13 protein-coding genes are annotated in these 18711 nt (G+C 71.4%); 4 read left to right on the top strand and 9 right to left on the bottom strand.

Annotated features, from left to right (window positions below; translation table 11 throughout):
* Positions 1-61: 61 nt before the first annotated feature.
* The 4 genes from A6048_RS15440 to A6048_RS15425 form a co-directional block, all read right to left on the bottom strand.
* Positions 62-1048 carry an SGNH/GDSL hydrolase family protein gene (locus A6048_RS15440; RefSeq protein ID WP_107746736.1) on the bottom strand — a complete coding sequence of 329 codons (987 nt, stop codon included), beginning with the start codon at positions 1046-1048 and terminating at the stop codon, positions 62-64.
* 77 nt (positions 1049-1125) lie between these two features.
* A complete protein-coding gene (locus tag A6048_RS15435) occupies positions 1126-2220 on the bottom strand; it encodes an SGNH/GDSL hydrolase family protein (RefSeq protein WP_107746735.1) in 1095 nt (364 codons plus the stop codon).
* Positions 2221-2364: 144 nt separating this feature from the next.
* Positions 2365-3432, bottom strand: a complete 1068-nt coding sequence (locus A6048_RS15430; RefSeq protein ID WP_107746734.1) for a beta-ketoacyl-ACP synthase III — start codon at positions 3430-3432, stop codon at positions 2365-2367.
* A gap of 145 nt (positions 3433-3577) precedes the next feature.
* Positions 3578-4537: an SRPBCC family protein gene (locus A6048_RS15425; protein ID WP_107746733.1), complete on the bottom strand. Its 960-nt coding sequence runs from the start codon at positions 4535-4537 to the stop codon at positions 3578-3580.
* Between the two features lie 78 nt (positions 4538-4615).
* On the opposite strand from A6048_RS15425, the gene A6048_RS15420 reads away from it, so the two are divergent.
* Together A6048_RS15420 and A6048_RS15415 are read left to right on the top strand one after the other, a co-directional pair.
* The gene (locus A6048_RS15420) at positions 4616-6031 is read left to right on the top strand and encodes an MFS transporter (RefSeq protein WP_244911020.1); all 1416 of its coding nucleotides are present in this window, start codon (positions 4616-4618) and stop codon (positions 6029-6031) included.
* Positions 6028-6837 carry a fructosamine kinase family protein gene (locus tag A6048_RS15415; protein WP_107746732.1) on the top strand — a complete coding sequence of 270 codons (810 nt, stop codon included), beginning with the start codon at positions 6028-6030 and terminating at the stop codon, positions 6835-6837. The genes A6048_RS15420 and A6048_RS15415 overlap by 4 nt, the downstream gene beginning before the upstream one ends.
* A gap of 52 nt (positions 6838-6889) precedes the next feature.
* Here A6048_RS15415 and A6048_RS15410 read toward each other — a convergent pair whose 3' ends face one another.
* The 3 genes from A6048_RS15410 to A6048_RS15400 form a co-directional block, all read right to left on the bottom strand.
* Complete coding sequence (locus A6048_RS15410; protein ID WP_235027562.1) at positions 6890-8140, bottom strand: PQQ-dependent sugar dehydrogenase; 1251 nt, start codon at positions 8138-8140, stop codon at positions 6890-6892.
* Between the two features lie 162 nt (positions 8141-8302).
* Positions 8303-9241, bottom strand: a complete 939-nt coding sequence (locus A6048_RS15405; RefSeq protein ID WP_107747213.1) for a MaoC family dehydratase — start codon at positions 9239-9241, stop codon at positions 8303-8305.
* 29 nt (positions 9242-9270) lie between these two features.
* Positions 9271-10620 carry a 3-oxoacyl-ACP reductase gene (locus tag A6048_RS15400; RefSeq protein WP_107746731.1) on the bottom strand — a complete coding sequence of 450 codons (1350 nt, stop codon included), beginning with the start codon at positions 10618-10620 and terminating at the stop codon, positions 9271-9273.
* A gap of 122 nt (positions 10621-10742) precedes the next feature.
* On the opposite strand from A6048_RS15400, the gene A6048_RS15395 reads away from it, so the two are divergent.
* Positions 10743-12056: an acetyl-CoA C-acetyltransferase gene (locus tag A6048_RS15395; protein WP_107746730.1), complete on the top strand. Its 1314-nt coding sequence runs from the start codon at positions 10743-10745 to the stop codon at positions 12054-12056.
* Positions 12057-12246: 190 nt separating this feature from the next.
* Positions 12247-14181, top strand: a complete 1935-nt coding sequence (locus A6048_RS15390; RefSeq protein WP_107746729.1) for a VanW family protein — start codon at positions 12247-12249, stop codon at positions 14179-14181.
* A 172-nt stretch (positions 14182-14353) separates the two neighbouring features.
* On the opposite strand, the gene A6048_RS15385 is transcribed toward A6048_RS15390, so the two are convergent.
* Both A6048_RS15385 and ppsA read right to left on the bottom strand, forming a co-directional pair.
* Positions 14354-16192, bottom strand: a complete 1839-nt coding sequence (locus A6048_RS15385) for an acyl-CoA dehydrogenase (protein ID WP_107747212.1) — start codon at positions 16190-16192, stop codon at positions 14354-14356.
* A gap of 153 nt (positions 16193-16345) precedes the next feature.
* Positions 16346-18688, bottom strand: a complete 2343-nt coding sequence (gene ppsA / locus A6048_RS15380) for a phosphoenolpyruvate synthase (RefSeq protein WP_107747211.1) — start codon at positions 18686-18688, stop codon at positions 16346-16348.
* Positions 18689-18711: the final 23 nt, after the last annotated feature.

Here is an 18711-nt window from a genome sequence, read left to right as displayed (position 1 = left end):
GCTCACGCTGGGTGTTCGTCGCCGGGGGCGGCGGTGGTCGGGAGCGGTTGGGTGGGCTGGGTCAGATCGCCGCGGCGATCGCGTCGGCCATGGCCTGCTGACCGAGCGCCGTCGGGTGCATCCCGGCGGCGTAGGTCGGCGCCCCGCCGAAGAAGTCGGTCCAGCGCTCATCGGCCGGGGCGCAGGCGCTGCGGTCGACATCAGAGGTGGGCAGCACCGAGATGTGGCCGTTTCGCTGGGCGGCGTCGTCGACGGCGTCGTTGATCGACTCCGCCACCTCACGGGCCCACTGGAGGTTGTCCTCGGTGAGCGCCTCGGTGAACGCGCAGCCGTCCTCGTCCGACTCGGGCATCAACGGCAGGTACTGCGTGGCGATGACGGTCGCGCCCGGTGCGGCCTCGCCGATGGCCGCATAGACCTCGTCGATCTCCCCGCCGTCGCCGAAGACCTCGGTGATGTCCGACGCGACGGTCCCGCCGAGCTCCGCGCGGCAGTCGCGTGGCGCGCGGGGGTCGGTGGGGAGAGCACCCTGCGTGATGCAGCCGACGATGGTGCCGAAGCCGACGTCGTTGCCGCCGATGGACAGTGTGACCAGGTCGGTGGTCGAGTCCAGAGCGTCGAACTGCGGCGGGACGCCCGCGGACTGCGAACCGGCGAGGTCGGGGATCTGGGCCCCACCGCACGTGGCGTCGGTGAGGTCGTCGACGGCCGGGTAGGCGTCCAGCCGGTTGGGGTAGTTCGCGAGACTCCGACTGCACGCCGCGGGCCCACCGGCCGACTCGCGGCTGTCGCCGAGCGCGGCGTACGAGTCGCCCAGGGCCACGTAGTCCGCGTAGGCGGGCTGGGCCAGGGAACCGAGCGAGCCGGTCGCGGGGAGGGGGGTCCCGGCCGTGGAGCCGAGGGAGCCGAGGGCGATCGTGCCGTCCGCCCCGGTAGTCGACTGCGCAGCGGCGACGGGTGCGACGGCCAGCGCGAGGGACGCGGCCAGGGCGAGGGACGTGGTGAGGGTGCGTGAGCCGACGGCGCGGCGGTGTAGGGGGGTGAACATTGGCTCAGTCTGCTATCCCGACCGCCGCACCGTTGGCGGTTTTGTCAACTAAGTGATTCTCTCGCCGTCGATCACCGTCACGGCCGCCCGGCCAGCGCGGACAGCACCCTGCCGGCCACGTGAGCGTGCCCGGCGGACGTGGGATGCACGGGCACCGAGGCGGTCTGCAGCCCGGTGAAGTCGACCGATCGGGTCTCCGGGGACGTGCACATCGAGTGCCCGGGCTCGTCGGGGATCACGACGGTGGCACCGTTGCGGTCGGCCGCGTCCCGGACCACCCGGTTGATGCTCTCCTGGAACCCACGGACCTTGTCCCGCTCGGCCTCGGAGATGGCCATGAACGGCGCGCAGTCGGGAGAGTTCCGGACCGTCTGGTCGTCGGGCATCGCGGACAGGTACCCCACGGTCACCACGCGGGCGTCCGGCGAGCGGCGGGCGATCTCGGCGTACACGGAGTCCATACGCCCGTCGAGGGTTCGCAGGGCCTGCGAGGCCTGGCGGTCGATCACGTCGCCACAGCCGGTGGTGGTGTCGAAGCCCTCGGCCAGCGTCCCGGTGACCGCGTCGACGGCCGGCAGGAGTTCAGGGGCCGTGTTGGGCCGCAGTGCACACGCCACGATCACCGCGGCGAACCCCACGTCGTTGCCGCCGATGGTCATGGTGACGAGGTCGGTCTGAGCGTCCAGGGCGTCGAGCTGGGGCGGGGCCCCGTTGCGCGCGGACTCCCAGAAGTCGTCGGCGGTCGCTCCACCGCAACTGGCGTTGATGAACGTCCCCACACCCAGCTCACGGGCCACGACCGTGGGGTAGGCGTCGTCGGTACGCACACACGCGACCGGCCCGGCGCCCCAGGATCCCGGCGCCACCCGGCCGACCGCGGCGTACGAATCGCCCAACGCCACATAGCGTGCCGGACCGGTTCCGGTGCCGGCGTAGACGGACGGGCCGAGGCCGGCTCTGCTCATCTGACCTGCGATGTTCTGTCCCAGAGTCTGCGCGGACCCGCCCGCCTGCTCGATCGTGGACCCCGTCGCCGGGGGAGCGAGAGGGATCCCGGGAGCGGCCTGGGCCACTCCGGGGGCGGCGAGCGAGGTCAGGAGAGCGGTCGCGGCCGCCACGGCGGTACCCGTGACCGCACGGCGAGTGGAGCCGCGGAGACGTGGAGTGTGCATGGGATCACTCTCTCATGAACACTTGTCCATCAAGCAGGATCGCGGCCCCGGTTCGAGGGAACCGGGGCCGCGGGAGTAGCTGCGTGGGGCGGGCGCTGTGTGGGGCGGGCGCAGCGTGGGGCGGGCGCAGCGTGGGGCGGGCCGTCAGTCGACGGGCGGCGCGGCGGGCAGCCGCACGACCTGGCCTGCGTAGGACAGGCCCGCACCGAATCCGATGCACAGTGCGATCTGGCCCGGCTCGGCTTCACCGTCGCGCAGCATGGCCTCCATGGCCAGCGGGATCGAGGCCGCCGAGGTGTTGCCGGTCTGCTCGATGTCGTTGGCGATCGCCACCGAGTCGGGGAGGCCGAGGTGCTTGGCCATGGCCGAGTTGATGCGACCGTTGGCCTGGTGGGGGATGAACGCCTGGATCTGCTCCGCGGTCACGCCCGCGGTCTCCAGCGTCTGCACGCACACCTTGGACACCTGGACGGCGGCCCAGCGGAACACCTTGGAGCCGTCCATCGTCAGGAACGGCTGGATCACGGCCTCGTCACGCCCGTCGGCGGCAGCGGCGTCCACCTCGTCCACGTACTGCTTGAAGTCCTTCGTCTGGCTGATGGCATCGCCCTTCTCGCCGTCGGACCCCCAGACCACCGGGCTGATGTCGTTGGTCTCCGACGGGCCCACCACCACGGCACCGGCGCCGTCACCGAAGATGAACGAGGTGTTGCGGTCGGAGTAGTCGATGCCGTCGCTCATCTTCTCCACGCCCACCACCACGACGTACCGTGCGCCACCGCCGCGGATCATGTTGGTGGCCACGGCCAAGCCGTAGCCGAACCCCGCACAACCGGCGGTCAGGTCGAACGCGGCGATGCCGTTACGGCCGAGGTCGGTGGCCACCTGCGGGGCGGCGTGCGGAACCTGGGTCCAGTTGGTGGAGGTGCACACGATCACCGCGTCGATGAGCTCCGGGTCGATGCCGGCGGAGGTCACGGCCTTCTTGGCGGCCTCGCTGGACATGGAGACGATCGTCTCGTCCGGCTCCGCGCGGTGGCGGTTGAGGATGCCGGAGCGCTCGTAGATCCACTCGGAGGTCGAGTCGATCGTCTCGCAGATCTGCTCGTTGCTCACCACGCGACGTGGACGGTAGGCGCCGATGCCCAGGAGGGTCGTGCCGGACGCGCCATCGCCGGTCGCGATGGTCACGGTGTCGTTGGAATCCGCCATTCGGATGGTGCTCCTCGTCGGTCTGCTGTTCGTGCGGTTCGTGATCGGTGCACGGCTGGTGCTCTCCGACACAGTACTGCTGTCTCGGTGGACATCGTCGCACCAAGCGGGGATGTTTCGTCACCGTTCGGGGGCTACCCCCGGATCAGCCCGTGACCAGGGCCTCGAGCCACCCACGCCAGCGCTCGGCGTCCCAGGTGGGCTCGACCCCGTCGACCGCGGCGGCCCCGAGCGGCGCGCCGGTGGTGCCCGGGGCGTCTACGTACTCGTATGCGCGGACGGCGACCGCGGCGCTGCCCTTGGCGTCCTCGGGCGTGTCCCCGGCGGGGAAGACGTAGAGCTCGATCACGCCGTCGACAGGCGCGGAGAGCACGATCAGCGCCGAGGCCTCCGACTCCGTCGCGACGATGCCCCCGACCTCTCCGGACCGGGCCACCGCGCCGGATCGGGCCACCTCTCCGGGCCGGGCCACCACGCCGGTGCCGGCCGCGGGGGCTACCAGTCGGCCGAGGACGCGCGACCACAATTCGGGTAGGGACGACTCGACGGGATCGGTGGCGGCGTGGACGGTCACCACGCCGTCGGCGGGCCGGTGGGTGAGCCGGTGTGCCAACACGGTCAGGGACTGGTACCAACCGCTGACGCTGCCGTCGACCGACTCCTCCGCGAGTTGCCCGCCGGAGGCGAACCCCGACCGCAGGGTCAGGACGGTGCCGCCCTCGCCGTCATCGGCGACCTCACAGGAAGTCGTCCACGGGGGCACCGGGATCCCCTCGCCCATCCAGTCACGTTCCTCGAAGGTGAACACACCGGGCACGCTGCCCGTGGGAGGTGAGAAGACCGTGATCTCGCCGACCGTCGCGGTGAGCATCGCCTCGGCAGCGGCTTCCGGCCCGGTCGTGGGATCGGGGGCCCCGGGGTCGGCGAACTGCACGATCCGTCCGCCCACCTGCGGCTCGAGGGCGCACGGCACGAACCACGAGGAGATGCCCTCGCCGGTCGAGACCGCGTCCCACACCACGTCCGTCGCCACCGGGAGCGGCACGCTGCACACCACGTGGCGGCCGTCGTCCGTGGCCTCGATCTCAGCCGTCACCCCGTACATATCGCGCTCCTACCTGCCCGTCCGCCCGTTACCTTCGACAACGCTACCGGCGTGGGTGCACGACGTAGTCTGACGGTCGTGATCGCGACGGGAGGGGCGGCGTACGGCGCGGCGGACGAGCATGCGGGCGGGACGGCGGGCGGCGACGACCGTGGCGCCTCCCTCCGGGGCCCGGTGGCCGGCACGGCACTGCTCTTCGCCGCGAACGGGGCGATCTTCGGCGCCATAGTCCCCCGACTGCCGGACCTCAAGGACGCGCTCGAGCTGGGTCCGGCCGTGTTCGGCCTGGCGATGGCGTGCTACCCGGCGGGCGCACTCGTGGGGGGACTGTTCGCCCCGGCCCTTTTGCGCAGGCGTTCGGACGGGGCGGTGGCCGTGGCCACGATGGTCCTGGCCTCGCTCGTCGCCGCCCTCATCGGGTTGTCCCCGGTCGTCGGGGTGTTCGCCGGGCTGCTCCTGCTGTTCGGGTTGTGCGACGCCCTCACCGACGTGGCGATGAACGCCCACGGCATCCGCGTACAACTGCGGCACGGTCGGTCGCTGATCAACCGCTTCCATGCCGTCTGGTCGCTCGGGGCGGTGCTCGGCGCCGCGGGTGGCTCGGTGGCCGCCGGGGCCGGGGCACCCGTGGTGGGCCAGATGAGCGCGGCGGGCGTCGTCTGCGCGCTCGCCGTGCTGGCCGCCTACCCCCTGCGGTTGGGCCCCGGAGCGGCAGAGGACCGCTCCGGACGGGACCTCGACCGGGACCCCGGGCCGGCGGCCACAGCTGTTCCCCCTGCAGCGGCCCCGCACCGCCGGATACCGGGGGGCGGAATGCTGCTCCTCCTGGTGGCGTTCGGCCTGCTCGCCTCCTGCGCCGCGATCGTGGAGGACTTCGCGCAGACGTGGTCCGCGCTCTACCTCCGTGAGGTCGCGGTGGCCGGCGCCGGGCTCGCGGGGCTGGGCTTCATCGCCGTCCAGGGCGCGCAGCTGGTCGGGCGGATCACCGGCGACCGACTGGTCGACGGATTCGGAGCCGCGCACGTCGGCCGCATGGGCGGGGGCTGCGTGGTGATGGGAGCGGGCGCGGCTCTGATCGCGTCGTTCGCCCTGGACGGCCCCGCTCTGCTCGCCGTCCTTCTCGCGGGCTTCGCTCTGGCCGGGTGGGGGATCGCCACCGTGATCCCGGGCGCGATGGTGGGCGCCGACTCCGTCCCGGGTCTGACCCCGGGCACGGGCCTGGCAGTGCTCAACTGGGTCATGCGTCTGGGCTTCCTGGCCTCCCCGCCGCTGGTCGGCCTGATCGCCGAGCACGCCGGGATGCGGTGGACCGTCATCCCGGTGCTCGTGGGCGGCGTCCTCATCACCGTGCTTGCCGGGCCCCTGCTCGGTCGGTCCGGTCAGGGGCGCACCGATCAGACACACACCGATCAGACACACACCGGCCAGGCACACACCGGCCAGGCACACACCGATCAGGGGCCGTCCGATCACAGGCAGGAGCTGCGCGCATGAGCGACGCACGAGGGGCCGAACCGTTCGTCAAGCGGGGCTCCCGGCACGGCCCCGACTTCTTCCGCCATGAGGCCGCCGGGCTGGCCTGGCTCGCCGCGGCCCCCGGCGGGCCCCGGGTGGTGGAGGTCCTGGGGGTCGACGACGACGAGATCACCCTCGAGACCATCTCCGCCGGTCGCGCCACGACGGAGGCGGCTCGACGATTCGGGCGGTCGCTGGCCACGATGCACGACGCCGGGGCCGCCGCCTGGGGCGCACCCGCCGAGGGCTGGGCGGGCCGGTGTTTCATCGGCAACCGCCCCCAGGAGTGCAGACCCACCGGGTCGTGGGGGGAGTTCTACGCCGAGCAGCGCGTGCGCCCGTTCGTGGCGATCGCGGTGGACATGGGAGTGCTCGGCGGCGCCGACCTCGCGGTGATCGAGCGGGCCTGCGACCGGATCGCGGCCGGCGAGTTGGACCACCCCGGCGACGAACCCGCCCGCGTCCACGGCGACCTGTGGACGGGAAACGTGTTGTGGGCGCCAGCCAGCTCGGCTGCCGGGACAGGTGCCGTCGAGGCCGTGCTCATCGACCCGGCCGCCCACGGCGGGCATCGCGAGACCGACCTGGCCATGCTCGCACTGTTCGGCGCGCCTCACCTGGCCGAGATCCTGCGCGGCTACCAGGAGCGGCACCCGCTTCGGGAGGGCTGGCAGCAGCGGGTGCCGCTACATCAGTTGCACCCGCTGGCCACCCACTCGGCCGGCCACGGCGCCGGCTACGCGGTCGCATTGGCCGACGCCGCCCGGCAGGTCCTGCGGCTGTAGTCGCCCGCCGGACGGCACCTCGCGCCCTGACCCGGATCCTGCAGCAGTACCTTTACAGCGCTGCGGGGCTGACGCGGAAGACCTCGTCCCGGTTGTTCGCGTTGGAGGTGGTGACCAGCAGCGAGCCGTCCGGCTCGGGCGTCAGCGAACGCAGGCGGCCGAAGTCACCCTCGAGGAGCACGGAGGCGTCGACGATCGACCGGCCATCCTCGGAGAGGCGGAACAGGACCAGCTTCTGCTCCCTGAGGTTGGCCATGGCGAGTCCGCCTTCCCACTCGCCCCACGCCTCGCCCCGCAGGAACTCGATGTCCGCCGGGGCCAGAGGCGGGCGACCCGAGGACCATACGGCTTCGACCGCGTCCGGGAACTGCTCGGTGTCGGTCATCGGGACGTTCTGGTTGTAGCTCCCACCGATGTTCGGGTTCCAGCCGTAGTTGGCGCCGGGCTCGAGGAGGTTCACCTCGTCGTCGCGGTCCGGTCCGTGCTCGGCGGAGTAGACGCGGCCGGTGCCGGGCTGGACGGCCAGACCCTGGACGTTGCGGTGTCCGATCGTGTGGATCACCGAGTCGCCCGAAGCGGCGGTCCCGTCAGGATTGACGTGCAGCGTCTTCCCGGCGAGTGAGGTGGGATCCTGCGGATCGGTGGCGGTGTAGGTGTCGCCGGTGCCGATGTAGATCGACCCGTCGTCGTCGACCAGCAGACGGCAGCCGCTGTGGATCCCCTCGGCGCCCAGGGGGATACCGGTGACGACATCGCGGACCCGGGTCAACTCGGACCAGTCCTCGGCCGCCCGGAAGGTGGTGACCCGGTTGTCCCGCGTCCCCCCGGCGTTCTGGGAGTAACACACGTGGATCTCGCGGTTCTGCGCGAATCCGGCATCGACGGCCATGCCCATCAGGCCGCTCTCCGACTGGCGCACCAGGCCGGGAAGGTCGATCGCGACATCCCGACGTTCGCCGCCCGGGAGCTGCGCGACCATGCGGCCGCCGCGCTCGCCGGTCAGGAGGGTGCCGTCGGGGGAACGGACCACGTCCCACGGGATGTTCAGCTGGTCGATGACGGTCGTCGTGGTGACGGCGGGGCCCTCGACCACCCGCACGCCCTCGCCCGCACCGACGCCCACCTCAGGCGGGAAGAGAACGTCCGGCGGGACGGAACCTGTGTCCACCGAGCCGCCGCCGAGAGATCCGAACTGGGCCTGTGCCACGGCGGGGACCGCGAGGGCGACGGCGGCCGCCACGGCCACCCCGGCCATCGATCGGGAACGGATACGGGAGGTGATGGTGCGGGCGGTCGTGGTCATACGATCTGCGGCTCCTCTGCGATGTGCGGACGACTTGTGGTGTGACACAGACCATATGCACAAACTCTCAGGTGCGGTACCGCACCGACCACAAAACCCCGGTCACCCGTCCTGAGGGGAGCGGGTGACCGGGGTCGGGGGCGACGCGCGCCCGGCGAGGAGCTAGAGCTCCTCGATGGTGGCCGTGGCGTGCACGGTGCCGAGCTTGCGCGGGTTGCGCGCCCGCAGCGACCAGGCCGGGTCGCCGGTACCCGCGCCCACACCGGTTCCGACGCCCGGACCGGTTCCGCGCCGGGCGTAGATCGCGAGCTTGGCCGGGAGCACGACGGGCTTGCCGAACTCCACCGAGTAGCGCGCCCGCTCGGGGATGGCGCCCTCGACCACGCCGAGCATGGTGGCGGCCGTCCACATCCCGTGGGCGATCACGCCCGGGAACCCGAATGCCTTGGCGCCCACCTTGGAGACGTGGATGGGGTTGCGGTCGCCGGACACCGATGCGTACTCGGAGATCAGCGCCTCGGACACCGACTTCACCACGGTGGGGTCGCCGATCTCCGCGGCGGTGGGCGGCTCGGGCCGCGGCGGGCGCGGTGCGTCCTTGGGCGGGGTCAGGGACGTCCTGCGCTTGGAGAGTAGCCCCGACCTCTGGACCCAGGCCGGCTCGTCGTCGTCGCCGGTACGGATCTCCGTGACGATGTCGAGCAGCAACCCGGCGGGGTGCTCCCGCAGGTTCTCGGCCCGTGCGCGGATCGAGAGCTCGTCACCCACCCGCAGCGCGCGGCGGGACTCGATCTCGTTGGTCAGGTGCACCGACCCCATTGCCGGCACCGGGTAGGCAGGGTCCAGCATGAGCTGCATGCTCAACGGGAAGGCCAGCGTGAACGGGTAGGTCAGCGGCAGCGCGTCGCCGAACCGCAGGTCACAGACGCGGGCGTAGGCGGCCAGGTTGGCCGCGTCCACGCGCACGCCCTCCACCTCGACGCCCTTCTCGGGCATCGATGTGCCGTCGCGGCTCCCGCCCACCACGGGGAGGGCGCCGACGGCGGCCTTGCCGTACTGGGTCAGCAGGGTGGGGATGGCGGGAAGCCGGGTGTACTGCACGGAGTGAGCGTCAGTGTGATCCACCCTGATCACGCACCCAGGAGGGACTGGCCGCACACGCGGATCACGTTGTCGGTGACCGCGGAGGAGGCGGGGCTGGCGAAGAAGGCTATGGTCTCGGCCACGTCGACCGGCAGACCGCCCTGCTGCATGGAGTTCATGCGGCGGCCGGCCTCGCGGGTGGCGAACGGGATGGCGGCGGTCATCTGGGTCTCGATGAAGCCGGGGGCCACCGCGTTGACGGTGATCTTCTTGGACGCCAGCTCGGCGGAGGCGCCGTCGACGAAACCGATCACGCCGGCCTTGGAGGCCGCGTAGTTGGTCTGGCCGCGGTTACCGGCGATGCCGGCCATGGACGAGACCCCGACGACGCGGCCGCCCTCGGTGAGGACGCCCTTCTCGGCGAGCTCGGCGGTGATCCGCTCCGGCGCGATGAGGTTGACGGCCATGACCGAGTCCCACCTGGCGGAGTCCATGCCGGCGAGGGTCTTGTCGCGGGTGATGCCGGCGTTGTGGACGAGGATGTCGACGACGCCCTCGTGGCGCTCCTGCACGTGCTTGGCCAGCACCTCGGCGGCGTCGGCGGCGGTCACGTCGAGCGGCAGCGAGGTGCCGCCCACCTTGTTGGCGGTCGCCGAGAGGGACTCGCCGGCGGCGGGGACGTCGCAGCAGATCACGTGCGCGCCGTCGCGGGAGAGCACGGCGGCGATCTCCGCGCCGATGCCCCGGGCCGCGCCGGTGACCACGGCGACCTTGCCCTCGAGGGGGCGGTCCCAGGAGGCGGGGGCGGTCGCGGCGCCGGCGCCCACGCGGAACACCTGGGCGTCGACGTAGGCGGACTTGCCGGAGAGGATGAAGCGCAGGGTGGACTCGAGCCCCGAGGCGCCGGTGTCGGCGTCGGCGGAGACGTAGACCAGCTGGACGGTGGTGCCCCGCTTCATCTCCTTGCCGAGCGAGCGGGTGAAGCCCTCGAGCGCGCGCTGGGCGATGCGCTCCTCGACCGATCCGGTCTCCTCCGGGGTGGTGCCCAGCACGATGACGCGGCCACTGGCGGCGACTCGGCGGACGACGGGGTTGAAGAAGTCGAACAGGGCCTTGAGGTCCTCGGTGCGGCGGATGCCGGTGGCGTCGAAGACGAGGCCGGCGAACTTGCCCTCGGCGTCCGCGCCGGCCAGATCGTAGTCCGACTCGAGGATCGCGCGGACGGGCTCGACCAGGCGGCCCTCGCCCCCGACCAGGACCGGTCCGTGGAGTGCGGGCTGCCCGGCCTCGTGTCGGCGGAGCTGCTCGGGCTGCGGGAGGCCGACCTTGCCGGCGATGAACGACCCGGGGGCCGAGGTCACGAACTGCGAATAGAGGTCGAGGTTGCCCTGTGCCATGGCGATCTTCTCCTGGAGAGGTGCGGTTTTACCGGTCGACAAGTAACTTACTGCTGAGTAACAATACTCGGCGGGCCGCGTTGCGGGCCACCGGATACCGAGAACCAACGGGAGTGACACACGTGACCACCAGCCCCCGCAAGGTCGCCATCGTAGGCGGCAACCGAATCCCCTTCGCGCGATCGAACGGCAAGTACGCGGACGCTTCCAACCAGGACATGCTCACCGCGGCGATCGACGGCCTCGCCAGCCGCTACAACCTGCAGGGCAAGCGCGTCGGCATGGTCGCCGCGGGTGCGGTCCTGAAGCACGCCCGCGACTTCAACCTCACCCGCGAGTCGGTCATCGGTTCGGTGCTCGACTCGTCGAGCCCAGCTTACGACGTGCAGCAGGCGTGCGGCACCGGACTGGCCACGGCGATCCAGGTCGCCGACGCCATCGCCGTCGGTCGCATCGACGCCGGGATCGCGGGCGGCACCGACACCACCTCCGACGCCCCGCTGGCCGTCAACGACGACCTGCGCAAGATCCTCATCAAGGTCACCTCGGCCAAGAGCACGGTCGACCGGCTCAAGCTGCTCGGCGACATCCGCCCGCAGTCGCTCGTCCCCGAGCAGCCGCAGAACGCGGAGCCCCGCACGGGCCTGTCGATGGGCGAGCACGCCGCCATCACCGCCCGCGAGCTCGGTGTGAGCCGCGAGAACCAGGACGCGCTGGCCGCGACCAGTCACCACAACCTCGCCGCCTCCTACGAGTCCGGTTTCCAGGACGACCTGGTCACCCCGTTCCTGGGCGTGCCGCGCGACGACAACATGCGTCCCGACTCCTCCGAGGAGAAGCTCGCGAAGCTCAAGCCGGTCTTCGGCAAGCGCGACGCCGAGGCCCACGGCACCGAGGCCACCATGACGGCCGGCAACTCCACCCCGCTCACCGACGGCGCCTCCGCCGTCCTGCTGGCGAGTGAGGAATGGGCCGAGGAGAACAAGCTGCCGGTCCGCGCCTACCTGGTGGACTCGGAGACCGCGGCGGTCGACTTCATCCACGGTCACGACGGCCGCACCCCGGACGGGCTGCTCATGGCCCCCACCTACGCCGTGCCGCGGCTGCTCGAGCGCAACGGCCTGACCCTGCAGGACTTCGACTACTACGAGATCCACGAGGCCTTCGCCTCGCAGGTCCTGGCCACGCTCGCGGCCTGGGAGTCCGAGGAGTACTGCACCGAGCGCCTGGGTCTGGACTCCGCACTCGGATCGATCGACCGCAGCAAGCTCAACGTCAACGGATCCTCGCTGGCGGCCGGCCACCCGTTCGCCGCCACCGGCGCCCGCATCCTGGCCGCCACCGCCAAGCTGCTGGAGCAGAATGGCTCGGGCCGCGCGCTCATCTCCATCTGCGCGGCCGGTGGTCAGGGCGTCACGGCGATCGTCGAACGGTGAACCCGGCACGCTGACCAGACCCGGTCACGGCTGACGCCGTCCGAGAGTGCAGCCCCCGCGTACGGCGCGGGGGCTGCACTCATCGGTACCGGTCCGTCATAGTGGACGCCACAGTGGTTCGGGTGGGATAAACCCGGTCGACGCCCCACCGGGTCGAGAGTCCCCCGCTCCTGAGGAGGCGTGAGAACGCGTGGACGAATCCACCACCGGCGACGCCGGCCCCGCACGGCCCGTCGCGATAGAAGGTGCCGGCCCGCAGCCCGCGGCCGCCGACCGGCGCCGGTATCGCGTGCGCTCACGGTGGATCCACACGGGTGTCGGCGTCTTCATGGGACTGTCCGTGCTCTACGGCTTCGACCTGGTCCACAGCATCGGCCGGGTTCCGCGCGGGGCCGAGGTGGCCGGGATCCAGGTGGGCGGGATGCGCACGGCCGACGCCGAGCAGCTCCTGATCCGCGAACTGGGACCGCGGGTCGACGAGGAGGTGGATCTGCGCGCCGGGGTCGTGTCCACCACCCTCGACCCCCGGTCGGTCGGGTTGTCCGTGGACTGGCAGGGCACCCTCGACCGGGCGGGCGAACAACCGCTCAACCCGCTGACGCGGCTGATCAGCGTGGTGTGGTCCACCGAGGTGGGCATCTCCAGCGTGATCCCCGACGCACGGCTGACCGACTTCCTGGAGAAGCTCGCACTGCAGGCGGACTTCGAGCCGCGCGAGGGTGCCATCTGGTTCGACCGCGACGAGGTCCGCTCCGCCATCCCCCTGGACGGCCAGCGCCTGCGGATCGAGAGCTCGCGCGATGCGGTGCTCGCCCATTGGCTCGACGACGAGGGGGTCGACCTCGTCGTCGACTACACCCCCACCGAGACGCAGGCGGACGAGGTCCGCGCGCTCATCCGCGACGTGGCCGAGCCCGCTGCCGGGCGCGACATGACGCTGCTCGCCTCGCGGATGCGTGAGGACGGGACGGAGCCGCCCGTCACCACCGTCACGACCAGGCCGCCGGCCCCGCCGCCGCCCCCGGGCAGGGAGCGGGCGGTCCCCGCCGAGCGGGAAATGGAGATGGTCGACGCCGACGGCCCCGACGCCGTGCCGGTCCTGTTCCCCCGGGACCGGATCGGGGAGTACCTGACCTTCGTGCGCGACGGGGCCGAGCTCGAGCCCCGGTTCGACGCCGACGCGGCCAAGGGGATCCTGGAGCCGCTCCTGGAGGAGACCGAGCAGGAGGGCAGGGACGCCACGTTCTCCTTCAGCGGGTCCACCGCGTCCGTCGTCCCCGCGGTCCAGGGACGAACGGTCTCGTGGGGACCGCTGCTGGGTGGACTCCCGGGTCAGCTCACAGACGTCCAGGGACCCCGGGTGCTCCCCGTCGGTTACGTGGGCCGGGATCCGGAGCTCACCACCGAGGACGCCGAGAGGGCCGGGATCCGCGAGCCCGTCGGCGAGTTCACGGTCGCGGTGGGCGCCAGCGGCCGGGCTCAGTCGATGATCGCCTCGCTCGCCGGGCACCTCGTCCCCGCCGGCGAGTCCTTCTCCATGGCCGACGTCGCCGGCACGGTCTCCGGGGACGTCTCCGCCGACGCGGTGGCCACGGCCCTGTTCAACGCCGCATTCGAGTCCGGGGCACAGGGACTGGTCCGGACGGGTCGGGGTGTCGACGGGGCGCAGTTCCCCGCCGGTCGCGACGCCACCGCGTCGGCGGACGTGGGATTCCGCAACGATCAGGGCACCGGCCTGGTGATCGACGCCTCGGGCAGCGGCAGCTCGGTCACCGTCCGACTGTGGGGGACCCGCGAGTACACGGTCCGGGTCTCGACCGCGCCACGGGCCGACCTCCGGCGCGCCGAGACCCGCGTCGTCACCACCGCCGGGTGCACACCGGACCCGGGCGCCGACGGGTACACCGCCCGGGTCACGCGCGTGGTCCAGAGGGGCGACGACACCGTCAGCACCGACACGGTGTCGTCGACCTACGCGCCGAGGGTCCGGGTCGAGTGTCGGGTCGAGCGGCCGACTCCGACGGACGAGGCGCCCGGCCCGCCTGCGCCGCCGCCGGTGCCGGACGACGCGATCCGGATCCCGGGCCTGCCGGAGTTCCGGATCCCGGGGCTGCCCGGCAACTGACCGCCGACCGGGGCGGCCCCCGGTCGGCCGGTCGAACCACCCGGCCGCACCACCTTGCCGCGGAGCGAGGTATGCGCCCGAAATGCACGGATCCCCGGGGGTCGTGCGCCGTGTCGGGACCGGACACAGCGCACAACCCCCGGGGATCGCGGGGGACTCGGTCAGGCCTGCGTCAGAACGCGGCCTCGTCCAGGTCCATGAGGTCGCTGCCGAGACCGGCGACGATCCCGCGGGTGGCGGTGATCAGCGGGAGCTCGTTGTTGGCGAACCACTTGGCAGCGGCGATCTTCCCGTTGTAGAAGGCCTTGTCGGCCTCCGACGCGCCGTCCAGATTGCTCAGGGCCACCTCGGCGCCGACGAGCAGTCGCCACCCCATCATCAGGTCACCGAACGCCATGAGCAGGCGCACCGACGCCAGGCCGACCGTGTAGAGGCGCTTCGGGTCGTCCTGCGAACCCAGCAGGTGGTCGAAGCAGGTGCCGATGATCGCCTCGACGTCGGCGAGCGCGGTGGCCAGGTGCTCGCGCTCGGTGGCCAGCTGCCCGCCCGAGGCGTCGCTGTCCAGGAACTTCTTGATCTGCGCCGACACGTGGCCGATCGCCGTGCCGCGGTCGCGGGCGATCTTGCGGAAGAAGAAGTCCTGGGCCTGGATCGCGGTGGTGCCCTCGTAGAGGGAGTCGATCTTGGCGTCGCGGATGTACTGCTCGATCGGGTAGTCCTGCAGGAAGCCGGAGCCACCGAAGGTCTGCAGGGACTCGGTGAGCAGTTCGTACGCCCGCTCGGAACCGACGCCCTTGACGATCGGCAGGAGCAGGTCGTTGACGCGGTGCGCGAGCTCGCCGTCGGCGCCGGAGACCCGCTCGGCGATCGACACGTCCTGATGGGCGGCCGTGTACATGTACACCGCGCGCAGGCCCTCGGCAAAGGCCTTCTGGCGGATGAGCGCCCGACGGACGTCCGGGTGGTGGGTGATGGTCACGCGGGGGGCGTTCTTGTCCGCCATCTCGGTCATGTCGCCGCCCTGCACGCGCTCCTTGGCGAACTCGAGCGCGTTGAGGTAGCCGGTCGACAGGGTGGAGATGGCCTTGGTGCCCACCATCATCCTGGCGTGCTCGATCACGTCGAACATCTGACGGATGCCCAGGTTGAGCTCGCCGTCGCCGACGATCCAGCCCTTGGCGGGCACGCCGTGGCCGCCGAAGGTGACCTCACACGTGGTGGAGACCTTGAGGCCCATCTTGTGCTCGACGCCGGTGACGAAGACGCCGTTGCGCTCACCCAGTTCGCCCGTCTCGAAGTCGAAATGGGTCTTGGGGACGAAGAACAGGGACAGGCCCTTGGTGCCCGGTCCGGCGCCCTCGGGGCGGGCCAGGACGAGGTGGAAGATGTTCTCGAACATGTCGTCGGAGTCAGCTGAGGTGATGAAGCGCTTCACGCCCTCTATGTGCCACGAGCCGTCGTCCTGCTTGACGGCCTTGGTGCGGCCGGCGCCGACGTCGGAGCCGGCGTCGGGCTCGGTGAGCACCATGGTGGCGCCCCATCCGCGCTCGACACAGGTGGCCGCCCACTTCTTCTGCTCCTCGGTGCCGTTCTCGTAGAGCACGGCCGCGAAGGACGGGCCGGCGCCGTACATGAACGCCGCCGGGTTGGCGCCGAGCATCATCTCGCCGGTGGCCCACACCATCGCGCGGGGTGCGGGCATGCCGCCGAGGTCCTCGGGGAGGCCCATCGACCAGTAGCCGGCGTCGAACCAGGCGCGGAACGACTTCTTGAAGTCCTCGGGGAGGGTGACCGAATGGGTCTCGGGGTCGAAGACCGGCGGGTTGCGATCTGCCGACGCGAAGGACTCGGCGACCGGGCCCTCGGTGAGTGTGGCGACCTCGTCGAGGATGCCCTTGGCGGTGTCGGTGTCCATGTCGCCGAACTCGCCGGCGTCGAGTGCCTCGTTCATGCGCAGGACCTCGAACATGTTGAACTCGAGATCGCGGACGTTGCTCTTGTAGTGACCCATTACGGTCTTCTCCGATCGGAGTGCGGTGTCGTGGCAATTGAGGTGGCCGCGCGGGTCGGCTCTGGTGGCCATGGGCGCACCGGAACCTACCCGTCGGTAACAAGACAGATGTTAGTGCGTCGTCAGCGATCCGTCCAAGGTGAGGAAACGCTCTTATTTCGCAGGTGGGCGGCGTCCGGCTGAACGGGCCGCATCGAGCAGGATCGCCTTCTCGGCGCGCGCGACGGTCCGCCGGGTGATCTCGGCGTAATCGGGTGTCACCGACACCGACGTCACACCCTTGCGGACGAGGTGCTCGGCCATCGCCGGGTCGGTCGACGCGGCCTGCCCGCAGAGCGAGACGGTGAGCCCCGATTCGTGACAGCGGTCGATGATCTGGTCGATGAACGCCAGCACCGCCGGGTCCATCGAGTCGAACAGCGCCGCGCACACCTCGGAGTCGCGGTCCACCCCGAGGGTCAGCTGGGTGAGGTCGTTGGACCCGATCGAGACGCCGTCGATGCCCATCGCGGCGTACTCGGGGATCCAGTGGACGACAGACGGGACCTCGGCCATGATCCACCGCTTGAGGCCCGGGTCGCGGCCGATCGGATGGGCGTCGATGATGTCCAGGCAGGCCCGGAGCTCCCACCTGGTGCGGACGAACGGGATCATCAGGTGCAGGTTGCCGTGCTTCTGGCGCACCCGGGCCAACGCGTCCAGTTCCAGCCGGAACAGGTCCGGCTCCTGGGTGTAGCGGAAGCAGCCGCGGTAGCCGATCATCGGATTGCGTTCCTCGGCCTCGACCTCCCCGCCGAGCAGGCCACGGAACTCGTTCGAGCGGAGGTCGGTGGCGCGGTAGACCACGGGCCGGGGGTCGAACGCCGCGGCGATCGTGGCGATGCCGGAGGCCATGCGGCCGACGTACTCCTCCGCCCTCCCCTCGGCGATGAGCGTGCGTGGGTGAACGCCGTCCAGTGCGCTGGTGATGAGGAACTCCGCTCGGAGCAGGCCCACACCGTCGACGTCCATCGCGGCCACCCTGGCGGCTGCGTCGGGGGTCGCGAGGTTGACGTACACGGCGGTCGCGGTGACCTCGCGGGTCCGCACCTCGGGCGCCCGACCGGCGTCGGCCGGGGCCTGCTCGGCGGTGGCCCGACGTACGGTGCCCGGGTAGACCACGCCGGCGGTGCCGTCGATGGTGATCGTCTGACCGTCGCGGATGTCGGTGGTCGCCGACCGGGTACCGACGATGACGGGGCGGCCCAGCTCGCGACCGACGATCGCCGCGTGGCAGGTCACGCCGCCCTCGTCGGTGACGATCGCAGCGGCCCGCTTGAGGATCGGCAGCCAGTCCGGGTCGGTCATCGTGGCGACCAGGATCTCGCCGGGCGCCAGGTCGGCCCCGTCGGCGAGCTCGTGCAGGACCCGCGCCCGCCCCGTGGCCACACCCGGGCCGGCGCCCAGGCCCTCGACGATCGGGTCGACATCGGTGTCGGACGCGTCGGTATTGAACACGTCTCCGTCGTCACCCGTCCCGCCCGCCGGGTCCCCGTTCGTCGCCTGCGCCGCGAGGGTGGTGATCGGCCGGGTCTGGACGATGAACAGCTCCCCGTCCTCGATCGCGAACTCGGTGTCCTGCGGCGTGCCGTAGTGCTCCTCGGACGCCATCGCCAGACGTGCGACGGCTCGCACCTGCTCGTCGTCGAGGACTCGTGCGGTCTGCATCTCCTCGGGGACGGGCACGAGTCCCTCGTCGGTGCGGCCGGCGACGATCCGGGAGACCTTCCGGCCCACGTGGGCGGTGACGATCTCCAGGTCGGATTTGGCGACCACGTAGGTGTCGGGTTCGACTTTCCCGCCGACGACGACCTCGCCCAGGCCGTAGGCGGCCTCGATGACGACCCGGTCGGTCTGCGATGTCCGGGGGTCCGCGGTGAAGGCGACCCCGGAGGTGTCGGAGCGGACCATCCGCTGCACGACCACCGCGATGGACGGCTCCTCGTCGTACCCCGACACCGCCCGGTAGGTCATCGCCCGCGGGGACCACAGCGAGCACCAGCACTTCCGGACCGCGTCGAGCAGGGCGTCCCCGCCGACGACGTCGGTGTACGACTCGTGGATCCCGGCGAACGACGTGTCGCCGGCGTCCTCGGCGGGTGCGGAGCTGCGGACCGCGACCGGGACATCGGTTCCCAGCGCGCGGTAGTGCTCGAGGATCGACTCGCGGAGGGGCGCAGGCAACTCCACCTGCGCGACGGACCGCGTGAGGTCCTCGGACCTGACCATGAGCTCTGCTTCGGTGAGCCCTTCCTCTGGCACCCTCTCGGCGTGGAGGCGGGCACGGACGCCCCCGGCGTCCATCGCCTCCAGGTATGCCGACTGTCCGATCGCGAAGCCGGGTGGCACGGCGAGTCCGGCGCCCGTCATCTCCCCGAGGTTGGCCGATTTCCCGCCGTACTCCGGTGAGTCGTCGAGTCGTAGATCGTCGAAGTTCGTTACCTGCCCTGCGTTCATCTCGTACCCCTCCGGGAACACGA

It is taken from the genome of Dietzia psychralcaliphila, from assembly GCF_003096095.1.
Taxonomy (GTDB): Bacteria; Actinomycetota; Actinomycetes; order Mycobacteriales; family Mycobacteriaceae; genus Dietzia; species Dietzia psychralcaliphila.
The sequence above is the reverse complement of the archived record's forward strand: the minus strand, read 5'-3'. Positions and strand labels throughout refer to the sequence as shown.